The following is a 9,815-nucleotide window of genomic DNA, read 5'->3' as shown; positions in this document are numbered from 1 at the left end:
ACCTTGAAGGCTTGCCAGAGCGGACTGCGGTAGCGCTCGGGATGCCACAATAACGAGAAGTCCCGAACCAGGTGCAGCGGGGTCTCCAGTGCGACGAGTTCGCCGCGTTCGAGTTCTCCGGCTACGCTGAGCCGTGACAGACAGCCGAGGCCAAGACCGGACTGCACCGCCTGCTTGATGGCCTCATGCTGAGCGAGCTCCATGCGTACTTTCAGACGCGATACGTGAGGCCGAATCGCCGCTTCGAAGATCGCACGAGACCCCGAACCGCGCTCGCGCAGAATCCACTCGGCGGCTTGTAGCTCCTCTGGCGTCAGCCGCGACTGGGCGGCGTAGCGCTGCTCCGGGGCACAGACAATGACCATTTCGTCGCGACACCAGAACTCGCTGGACAGACGCGGTTCCGTACACTGCCCTTCCACCAGGCCGAGGTCGGCATCGTATTGCAGCAAATCGTCAATCACGCCTTGCGTATTACGTAGTCGCAACTGGAGGTCCGTCTCTGGATGAGCTTCGCTGAAACGCCCGGCCAGCATCGGCAAAAGATAGGTGCCGATCGTCGCGCTAGCCGCCACGTGCAGCGTACCCCGCAGTTCGCCGTCGGGCTCTCGTGCTGCATCGACCAGCTCATCGAGCCCGTTGAGCACTTTCTCGGCGTATGGGAGCAATCGGCGACCGGCATCGTTGAGCTCGAGACGCCGCCCCAGCCGTTCGAAGAGCGCCACGCCGAGCTGACGTTCCAGATCGGCCAGCGCTTGGCTGGTCGCCGACTGGGAGAGACGCAGTTGACGCGCGGCCGCATTGACCGCACCGCCACGAATCACGGCAACGAATACTTGGAGTTGGCGAAACGTCACATGGGTCGACATATCGATTTTACTTAACTGTCATTTCGTTATTACCACATAACACATAAGTTTATTCCTGTTTAGCCTAAAGAGACACATCCATGGCGCTATCGCCTATCATCGGAGAATGTCTCATGTGGCAGGGATTGATACTTTGCGCCGGTCTAACCCTGGGGGGCTTCACCCTGGCTCACCTGCCCGGCATCCGCGAAAGCGGCATCAGTCCACTGGTCTTCTCGCTGCTGCTGGGTCTCGTGGTCGGCAACCTGCCTGCCAGCGGGCGCATCCCCGAGGCAAGCCGCGGACTCCAGTTCGCGACCCGCTGGCTGTTGCGCAGCGGCATCGTGTTGTTCGGCCTTTCGCTGACCCTGCAACAGATCCTCGGCCTCGGTCCCAAGGTGATCGTGCTGGATACGCTGATCATCGCCACGGTGCTGGTCACCGGCTATTGGCTGGGTACACGGATATTCAAGCTGGATGCCGAAACAGCGTTGCTGACCAGTGCCGGCAGCGCTATCTGTGGTGCCGCCGCAGTGCTGGCAACCGAGACCACGATCCGCTCGAAGCCGGCCGCCACCTCGATGGCCGTGGCCACCGTCGTGCTGTTCGGCTCGCTGGCAATGCTGGTGTATCCATTGCTCTATCCTCTCACCGGCATGGACGAGGGTTTGTTCGGCATCTACATCGGCGCCACCGTGCATGAGGTGGCCCAGGTGGTCGCCGCCGGCGATGCCGTAGGGCCCCACGCCTTGGCCAACGCCGTGATCGTCAAGCTGGTGCGGGTGATGCTGCTGATCCCCTTTTTGCTGATCGTCGGTCAATGGTGGCTACGCCGCAACACTCAAGAGGTCGATGACAGCGCGGCACGTCCCGCACTGGTGATCCCTTGGTTCGCGTTCGGCTTCCTGGCCATGGTCGTGTTCAATAGCGTAATCGCCCTGCCGACGCCACTGCACGATGGACTGATAATGGTAGGCCAGATCGCACTGGCGATGGCCATGGCGGCACTGGGCTTCGAAACGCGCCTGGAGAAACTGCGCGTCCTGGGCATGAAACCCTTCTTGCTGGCCTTGACGCTGTTCGTGCTCTTGCTGATCGGTGGCGCGCTGATCACACCTTGGATGATGCGTTGAAACGCTCCGACGCAAAACGGCGCCTCTCGAGACGCCGTTTGCATATCCAACTGACTCGTATATTCCACTGGGCCGATTCACGCCGACTGGAGAGAATCCCCCCGGCCCACGGCGAAGTACATCAAGCCCGCACGCTTGACCACCTGCGGGTCGAATAGATTGCGCCCATCGATGACCACCGGCATGCGCAGCGTCTGCTTGAGCCAGGCGAAGTCGATGCTACGAAAGGCCTTCCACTCGGTGCAGATCACCAAGGCGTCAGCACCTTCCACGGCTTGCTCGCGATTCTCAACCAGTGCCAGATCGTCGCGCTGGCCGTAAATCCGGCGGCACTCGCCCATGGCTTCCGGATCGAAAGCTTGCACGCGTGCCCCCGCAGCCCATAACGCTTCCATCAAAGCACGACTGGGCGCTTCGCGCATATCGTCGGTATTCGGCTTGAAGGCCAGCCCCCACACGCCAATCGTCTTGCCACTCAGATCGCCATCGAAGGCCTGGGAAAGCTTGGCGAAAAGCGAGGCTTTCTGGCGCTGGTTGACGCCTTCCACGGCCTCGAGCAGCTCGGCGCGATACCCGATCTCGCCAGCGGTGCGCGCCAGCGCCTGTACGTCCTTGGGGAAGCACGAACCGCCATAACCGCAGCCAGGGTAAATGAAGTGATAGCCGATGCGCGGATCGCTGCCGATACCATGTCGAATCTGCTCGATATCCGCCCCCAGGCGCTCGGCGAGATTGGCAACCTCGTTCATGAAGCTGATCTTGGTGGCCAGCATGGCGTTGGCGGCGTACTTGGTCAGCTCAGCGCTACGGATATCCATGAACATCAACTTTTCATGGTGACGATTATAAGGACCGTAGCACTCGCGCATGATGTCGCGCACACGTTCGGCATCGGTGCCGACAATAATCCGCGCGCCGTGGGTAAAGTCCTCGATGGCAGCGCCTTCCTTGAGGAACTCGGGATTGGAGCAGACATCGACGGTCAGCGAAGCGCCCCGGGCATCGAGCTCGCCTTGTACGGCACTGCGCACCTTGTCCGCTGTCCCCACTGGCACGGTCGACTTGTCGACGACGACTTTATCGTCGCCCATGTGCTGGCCGATGCTGCGCGCCACGGCGAGGACGTATTGCAGATCGGCACTACCGTCTTCGTCGGGCGGCGTACCGACGGCAATGAACTGCAGCGGCGCGAAATCGACGGCGAACACTGCATCGGTAGTGAAACGCAGGCGCCCTTCCTCGACATTACGACGCACCATGGCGTCGAGCCCTGGCTCGTAAATGGGAATCTCGCCGCGTTCGAGGCGCGCGACCTTATCGGCGTCGACGTCCATGCACATGACCTCGTGCCCCACATCCGCCAGGCAGGTTCCGGTGACCAGACCCACGTACCCTGTGCCGAAGATGCTGATTTTCATCGTGTGTCGTCCTTTACGTCATGTCATCGAAAAAGCGTGGGCGGTCAAGCCCGAGTGGGTATCAAACGTGATAGAACGCGCGATACCAGTCGACGAAGCGTGCCACGCCTTCCTCGACGCCGACCGCCGGGCGGTAATCGACCGCTTCGAAAAGCGCCTCGGTATCCGCCCAGGTACGCGGCACGTCACCCGGCTGCATGGGCTGATAGTCGCATTGCGCGGTGCGACCGGTCACGCGCTCCAGAGCGCGCACGAAATCCATCAATGCCACCGGGCTCCCGTGGCCAATATTATAGAGTGCGAACGGCGCGTTACTTTGATCCGGCGCCGTCGCTTGCCGCTGGGGATCGCCCTGGGGGATGACATCCTGAATGCGTACCACGCCCTCGACGATATCGTCGATATAGGTGAAATCCCGCGACAGCTCGCCGTGGTTGAAGATCGGCAGCGGCTCGCCGGCAAGAATCGCCCGGGTGAACTTGAACATTGCCATGTCGGGGCGTCCCCACGGGCCATAGACGGTGAAGAAGCGAAGCCCCGTGGAAGGGATGCCGTACAAATGGGCGTAGCTATGCGTCATCAGCTCATTGGACTTCTTGGTCGCGGCGTAGAGGCTGATGGGGTGGTCCACGGCGTCGGCGGTCGAGAACGGCACATGCGCATTCTGCCCGTATACCGAGCTCGACGAGGCATAGATCAGATGCGGCACCTGCTGGTGACGGCAGCCTTCCAGCACATTGAGGTGGCCGACGAGATTGGACTGCGCGTAGACATGCGGGTTGTCCAGCGAGTAACGCACCCCGGCCTGCGCGGCAAGATGGATGACGCGGTCGAAGCGCTCACCGGCAAAGAGCGCTTGCATGGCCGCCTGGTCGGCGAGGTCCATATGCTCGAAACGCACATTGGGCAGCCCCGCCAGATCGTCGAGGCGCGCCTGCTTGAGCATCACATCGTAGTAATCGTTGAGATTGTCGATGCCAACGATGGTGTGGCCACCGGCCGCCAGGCGCTTGGCCACGGCATGACCGATGAACCCGGCCATGCCCGTAATCAGAATATTCATGGGGTTAGCAGTCTCTCATGTGATGGCGCGCACTATAACATGGCGCTTGAGACGCGCCGATCCATATCCCGCGCTTCATTGACGAGGCGCAAGCCAAGCGAGAATACCCACCAACAAGAGCACCAGTGCGAGCAACGAAAGACCGTCGAGCACGTTTTCCAGCGACGGCAAGCGCGGATCGTTCGCAGCCATCTGATGCGCATTGTGCATGCCCTGCAACGCCAACTGCCCCACGGCCGCGATCAGTGTCAGCATCATCCCCAACGGCAGGCTGGCGCGCAGCCATGTCGGCAAGCGTGGGAACGATAGTCTGGGCCGAGAGGGGGACTGCTTTTGCGTCTTGGCACGGGCCCGAGAGGAATCTTTGCGTGAGGTGGCATTGGCACGTTTGGGCGCGCTCTTGCCGTGTGACTTGCTGCGTGACTTCCCGCGTGCCTTGTCAGAAGACGAGGCACGCCGTCCCACCCAGCGATAGAGCAGCATAGTAAAGGCGGCTGTCAGCGCCACCGCAGAAATCAATATGGAAAGGAACAAGGAAAGCGAGGCCATGGAATCCCGTTGTCTTTCAAAGAAGAATAACGACAAGGATACCAGCGATGGCCTCACGGTTCAGGCACGGCGTAGGCCGATGCCAATGTCTCGACGCATTGGATCAGGGCATCAATTGCCCACCATTGACCTCAACGATCTGGCCGGTGACATAACCGCTCAAGGCATCGGTCGCCAGGAACAGGAACGCTCCCACGCATTCCTCGGGCGTACCGAGCCGTCCCATGGGAATACCGGCGCGCATGGCCTCGATCTGAGCGTCGCTGCTGTGTCGGTCGTGGAAAGGTGTGGCTATAACTCCCGGCGCGACGGCGTTGACGCGAATGTTGTCCGCAGCGAGTTCCTTGGCCATGCCTCGTGTGAAAGAACTCACGAACGCCTTGGCCGAGGCATACAGCGATGAACCGGGGCCACCGCCATTGCGTGCCGCCACCGAGGTGGTGTTGATGATCTTGCCGCCCTCGCCCTGCCGCCGGAAATGCGCGATAGCCGCGCGCGTCGCCAGCGTCACCGAACGGACATTGAGATCCATGACCCGAGCGTAATGCTCGGTCTCGATATCGGCCGCCGGTACACGCCCCAGCATGTCGCCGGCATTATTGATCAAAATATCCAGACCGCCTAGTTGCGCGACGGCCCGGTCGACCACCGCGACCGCCCCTTCGGCGGTGCTGACGTCCTGTTGCAGCGTGAACGCCTTGCCGCCGTCGCGTTCGATCGCCTCGGCCACTTCGCGAGCCGGGGCTTCGCTGGCGTTGTAGTGAACGACGACATGCGCGCCGAGCGCACCGAAACGCTGAGCAACGGCGGCCCCGATTCCTGTGCTCGCCCCCGTGACCAGCACCCGCTTACCCTGCAATTCATCGAACATCGTGATCTCCTTGAACGCTAGAACGTGCCATGCACGCGCTGTCATACATCACACAGATTGTCGTTCAAGGATTTCAGATCGTCGCATGCCCGGGCATTAGACTTAAGTACTGGTAGCGTCTGAAAAGCCCATCGGCACGAGTGCCTCGCTGGCCAATTGCCGCAGATGAGCGATCAACTCGTCGGCGGCAGCGGAGTGTGGCTCCTGACGCCGTGTGATGATGCCGTAGTAGTCCAGCGGCTTGCCGATCACGCGTTCGAGCACGACGTATTGTCCGCCCGCCAGCGGCCGCCGCATCACCGAGCGCGGCAACACCGCCAGCATGTCCGAAGACTGCAGCAATTGCAGGGTTGCCTGAATCGATGTGGTTTCGACCACGTTGGCAGGCGTGGCGATGCCCTCCTCCGCCAGGGCCGACTCGAATACGCCACGCATGGGACTCGACAACGGATGCAGTATCCATGGCCATTGGCTCAGTTCGTCCAGGCCCGGGGCGTGGTCAAGGTGCGTTAACGGATGATCGCGGCGCACCACGATCCGCAGCGGCTCATCCAGTAGCGGCTCGAAGTCGAATACATTGTGCTGACTGACATGCGTCAAGCGCCCGATAACCACATCCAGACGCTTGTGCTCGAGCTCGAGCAACAAGCGATCGCTGGTCTGCTCCTGCAGACTCACCGAGAGACGCGGCCGATCACGTTTGAGCCGCGCGATCGCCGCCGGCAGGATTTCCGGCGCGGCAGCGGCGATGGCGCCGATCAGCAGCTGGCCATAGCCCCCATCACGGAGGTCATTGATGTCATCCACCAGGCGTTCCATGTCATTGAGCAGAATCCACGCATGGCGAATGACCTGCTCGCCCAGCTCGGTAGGCTGCATGGCCCGCGGCAAACGCTCGAAAAGCGCGAAACCGAAATACGTCTCCAGATCGCGCAGCATCTTGCTCGCCGCCGGCTGGCTCAGATGCATGATCCGCGCCGTGGCATGCATATTGCGGCTCTCGGCCAAGGTGGTCAGCAACATCAGATGCTTAAAACGCAGCCAGGCACACAGATGTGAATGTGAAAGCTTGCCCGCCGTCATGATTGCCCTTCCTGATAACCAGAACGAATCACAATGCCATAAACTTCGATTGGATTGTGATTTCAATGCGGCCATAGCCTGAGTGATAAGACAACATCACGCGTTGCACCACTTTGAACAACAATCACCGCCTTGGCCGCCAAGGCACATAAGGAGAGCGATATGAGTGCGACCATCAACTACCTCACCAAGATACGCTTCGGCAACGATGCCCTGGACGATCTGGCCAACGAATTGGTGCAGCTCGGTGTCGCCGCGCCCTTGATCGTGACCGATGCCGGGCTCACCGCCAGCGGCCTGGTAACACGCGTCCAGGAGGCCATCGGCGGTACACGCCCGGCCCCGGTCTACGACGGCACGCCCGCCAACCCCACCGAAGTCGCCATCGAAGACGCCGTGGCCTGTTTCCACGAGCATGCCTGCGACGGCATCGTCGCGCTGGGCGGTGGGTCAAGCATCGACCTGGCCAAAGGCGTCGCCCTGCTGGCCAGCCATTCCGCGCCACTGCGGCAATACGCGGTGATTGAGGGCGGTGCAGCCCGTATCGGCAGCCAAGTGCTGCCGTCAGTGGCCATTCCCACCACAGCCGGCACGGGAAGCGAGGTGGGGCGCGCCGCGCTGATCAGCATGCGCGATGAACGCAAGCTCGGTTTCCTATCGCCGTATCTGATCCCCGACGTGGCGATCTGCGATCCATTGCTGACCCTCTCGCTGCCGGCGCACTTGACCGCCGCCACCGGCATGGACGCCATCGCGCATTGCGTCGAAACGTTTCTCAGCCCGCGCTTCAACCCACCCGCCGACGCCATCGCCCTCGACGGCCTGCAACGCGCCACGCGACATATCCGTACCGCCGTCAACGATGGCAGTGACCGAGAAGCGCGCAGCGAGATGCTGATGGCCGCTACGCAAGGTGCCTTGGCATTCCAGAAAGGCCTCGGCGCGGTGCACTCTCTTTCCCACGCACTGGGCGGCTTTCACGACCTCAAGCTCCACCACGGCACGCTCAATGCCTTGCTGATGCCCATCGTGCTGCGCTTCAACCAGGACCATTGCGGCGACAAGTTCGCCCGGCTGCGCGATGCGATGGGACTGGCCCCCGGCACGGATATCATCGAGGCCTTCACTCAACTCAACATAGATCTGCGCCTCCCCATGCGACTCAGCGATATGGGCGTCACTCGAGAACGCCTGGACCCGGTCGCCCAATGGGCACTGGAGGACCATTCCACCGCCACTAACCCGCGTGTCCCGACGCACGACGATTTTCAGCGCATGCTTTTGGAAGCATTATGAAGATCGCTTCTAAAAAACTTTAACCAACTGAAAAAAGAGGAGATTCAACCCACGCTCTAGACCAAAGTCTAGATAAATGAATATTGAGCACAATGTACATTAAGAACTAACTTGAAAGACGCATTCTAGGCACGACAACACTTCATGACACGCCAACAACAAGGATCGATCATGCTCAAACTGCACAATAAAGTCGGACTCACCAGCATCGCTGTCCTGCTCACCGCCATCGCCGGACCGGCTCTCGCCGACTACCCGGAAAAACCCATCACCCTCATCGTACCGTGGGCCGCCGGCGGCGGTACCGATGCCACCGCGCGCACCATCGCCAAGGCGATGGAAGAAGAGCTGGGCGGGACGGTCAACGTCGTCAACCGTACCGGTGGAAGCGGCGTAGTAGGTCATAACGCCATTGCCAGGGCCAATCCCGACGGATATACGCTGGGCCTGGTGACCGGCGAGATCAACATGATGCACTGGCAAGGCCTCACCGACCTGACCTACCGCGATTATACCCCTATCGCGCAGATCAATTACGATTACGCCGGCGTTCAGGTAGCTACCGACGGCCCCTTCGACGATCTCGAAGACCTGGTAAAAACCGTAGCAGAGCAGCCCAAGGGCACCTATAACGCATCCGGCACCGGCCAGGGCGGTGTCTGGCACCTCGCTTTCGCCGGCTTCCTGATGGATCAAGGCATGGAGCCCGACCGCGTCAGTTGGATCCCCAGTCAAGGCGCGGCCCCCGCCATGACCGAACTCGCCGCCGGCGGCATCGACATCGTGCCAAGCTCAGTGCCCGAAGGCCGTTCGATGATCGAGTCAGGACGCGCCGCCAGCCTGGGGATCATGGCACCCGAACGCCTCGATAGTTTCCCCGACGTGCCCACGCTCCAGGAGGCCATCGGCAGCGACTATCAGATCGGTGAGTGGCGTGGTATCGCAGGTCCCAAAGGCATGGACCCCGAAATCGTCGCGACGTTGGAGGACGCGCTGGAGGATGCCTACAACAGCGATACCTACCAGGACTTCATGGCCAAGCAAGGCTTCGGCACCGAGTGGCGCAATGCCGAGGACTTCGGCCAACTGATGAAGGACATGGACGAACGCTTCGGCAAGATCGTCGAACAAGTCGGTCTGGCCGAGTAATCCGGGGGCCACGATGAGAGATTTCCTGCTTGGCCTAGCGTTCATGGCGGCAGGCGCCATCGTCTATGTCGTGGCCCAAGGGTTCCCCACCATGCCCAGCCTGCAGTATGGGCCGTCACTGTTTCCCTCCCTCATCGGGGGAGGGTTCATGATTGGCGGCCTGATACTCGCGATCGGACATGTCAGGGCACTCAAGGGCATCGGAAACGGCATGACCTGGCGCATGGAACGTGAGCAACTGCGCGACACGTTGCTGTCCCTGCTTCCCGCCCTGGCCATCGTTTTTTACATCCTGGCAAGCGAGTGGCTGGGGGCCATGCTGTGTCTGGCATCGATCATGTTCGTATTGATGCTTGCACGGCGCACCTCTCCTCTCCTCGCGTTCGGGATATCCATCGTCGCAGC

10 protein-coding genes are annotated in these 9,815 nt (G+C 61.1%); 4 read left to right on the top strand and 6 right to left on the bottom strand.

Annotated elements, in window-relative coordinates:
* Window positions 1-869, bottom strand: an 869-nt coding sequence (locus OP495_RS15285; RefSeq protein WP_280570525.1) for a LysR substrate-binding domain-containing protein, incomplete at its 3' end; no start/stop codon positions are given.
* Window positions 870-949: 80 nt separating this feature from the next.
* Here OP495_RS15285 and OP495_RS15280 point away from each other — a divergent pair.
* Window positions 950-1,981 carry a putative sulfate exporter family transporter gene (locus tag OP495_RS15280; protein ID WP_280570523.1) on the top strand — a complete coding sequence of 344 codons (1,032 nt, stop codon included), beginning with the start codon at window positions 950-952 and terminating at the stop codon, window positions 1,979-1,981.
* Between the two features lie 77 nt (window positions 1,982-2,058).
* On the opposite strand, the gene OP495_RS15275 is transcribed toward OP495_RS15280, so the two are convergent.
* The 5 genes from OP495_RS15275 to OP495_RS15255 form a co-directional block, all read right to left on the bottom strand.
* Window positions 2,059-3,399 (bottom strand): UDP-glucose/GDP-mannose dehydrogenase family protein, encoded by a 1,341-nt coding sequence (locus OP495_RS15275; RefSeq protein ID WP_280570521.1) that lies wholly within the window; start codon window positions 3,397-3,399, stop codon window positions 2,059-2,061.
* A gap of 61 nt (window positions 3,400-3,460) precedes the next feature.
* Window positions 3,461-4,462, bottom strand: coding sequence for an NAD-dependent epimerase (locus OP495_RS15270; protein ID WP_280570519.1), 1,002 nt, complete (start codon window positions 4,460-4,462; stop codon window positions 3,461-3,463).
* Between the two features lie 75 nt (window positions 4,463-4,537).
* A complete protein-coding gene (locus OP495_RS15265) occupies window positions 4,538-5,011 on the bottom strand; it encodes a hypothetical protein (protein ID WP_280563806.1) in 474 nt (157 codons plus the stop codon).
* Between the two features lie 103 nt (window positions 5,012-5,114).
* A complete protein-coding gene (locus OP495_RS15260) occupies window positions 5,115-5,882 on the bottom strand; it encodes an SDR family oxidoreductase (protein WP_280570518.1) in 768 nt (255 codons plus the stop codon).
* A gap of 102 nt (window positions 5,883-5,984) precedes the next feature.
* Window positions 5,985-6,965, bottom strand: a complete 981-nt coding sequence (locus tag OP495_RS15255; protein ID WP_280570517.1) for a LysR family transcriptional regulator — start codon at window positions 6,963-6,965, stop codon at window positions 5,985-5,987.
* A 162-nt stretch (window positions 6,966-7,127) separates the two neighbouring features.
* On the opposite strand from OP495_RS15255, the gene OP495_RS15250 reads away from it, so the two are divergent.
* From OP495_RS15250 to OP495_RS15240, 3 genes are all read left to right on the top strand, one after another.
* Window positions 7,128-8,261 carry an iron-containing alcohol dehydrogenase gene (locus OP495_RS15250; RefSeq protein ID WP_280570515.1) on the top strand — a complete coding sequence of 378 codons (1,134 nt, stop codon included), beginning with the start codon at window positions 7,128-7,130 and terminating at the stop codon, window positions 8,259-8,261.
* Between the two features lie 171 nt (window positions 8,262-8,432).
* Window positions 8,433-9,410 carry a tripartite tricarboxylate transporter substrate binding protein gene (locus tag OP495_RS15245; RefSeq protein WP_280563803.1) on the top strand — a complete coding sequence of 326 codons (978 nt, stop codon included), beginning with the start codon at window positions 8,433-8,435 and terminating at the stop codon, window positions 9,408-9,410.
* Window positions 9,411-9,423: 13 nt separating this feature from the next.
* Window positions 9,424-9,815: tripartite tricarboxylate transporter TctB family protein (locus OP495_RS15240; protein ID WP_280570513.1), on the top strand; the 392-nt coding region annotated here is incomplete at its 3' end.

This window comes from Chromohalobacter sp. 296-RDG, from assembly GCF_029889885.1.
Taxonomy (GTDB): Bacteria; Pseudomonadota; Gammaproteobacteria; order Pseudomonadales; family Halomonadaceae; genus Chromohalobacter.
This window is presented reverse-complemented; position numbering and strand designations above follow the sequence as displayed.

Excerpts from the sequence above, each read along its gene's own strand:
- OP495_RS15280 (WP_280570523.1), top strand. The coding sequence starts at position 950 with ATGGCGCTATCGCCTATCATCGGAGAATGTCTCATGTGGCAGGGATTG.
- OP495_RS15275 (WP_280570521.1), bottom strand. The coding sequence starts at position 3,399 with ATGAAAATCAGCATCTTCGGCACAGGGTACGTGGGTCTGGTCACCGGA.
- OP495_RS15255 (WP_280570517.1), bottom strand. The coding sequence starts at position 6,965 with ATGACGGCGGGCAAGCTTTCACATTCACATCTGTGTGCCTGGCTGCGT.
- OP495_RS15270 (WP_280570519.1), bottom strand. The coding sequence starts at position 4,462 with ATGAATATTCTGATTACGGGCATGGCCGGGTTCATCGGTCATGCCGTG.
- OP495_RS15245 (WP_280563803.1), top strand. The coding sequence starts at position 8,433 with ATGCTCAAACTGCACAATAAAGTCGGACTCACCAGCATCGCTGTCCTG.
- OP495_RS15260 (WP_280570518.1), bottom strand. The coding sequence starts at position 5,882 with ATGTTCGATGAATTGCAGGGTAAGCGGGTGCTGGTCACGGGGGCGAGC.
- OP495_RS15265 (WP_280563806.1), bottom strand. The coding sequence starts at position 5,011 with ATGGCCTCGCTTTCCTTGTTCCTTTCCATATTGATTTCTGCGGTGGCG.
- OP495_RS15250 (WP_280570515.1), top strand. The coding sequence starts at position 7,128 with ATGAGTGCGACCATCAACTACCTCACCAAGATACGCTTCGGCAACGAT.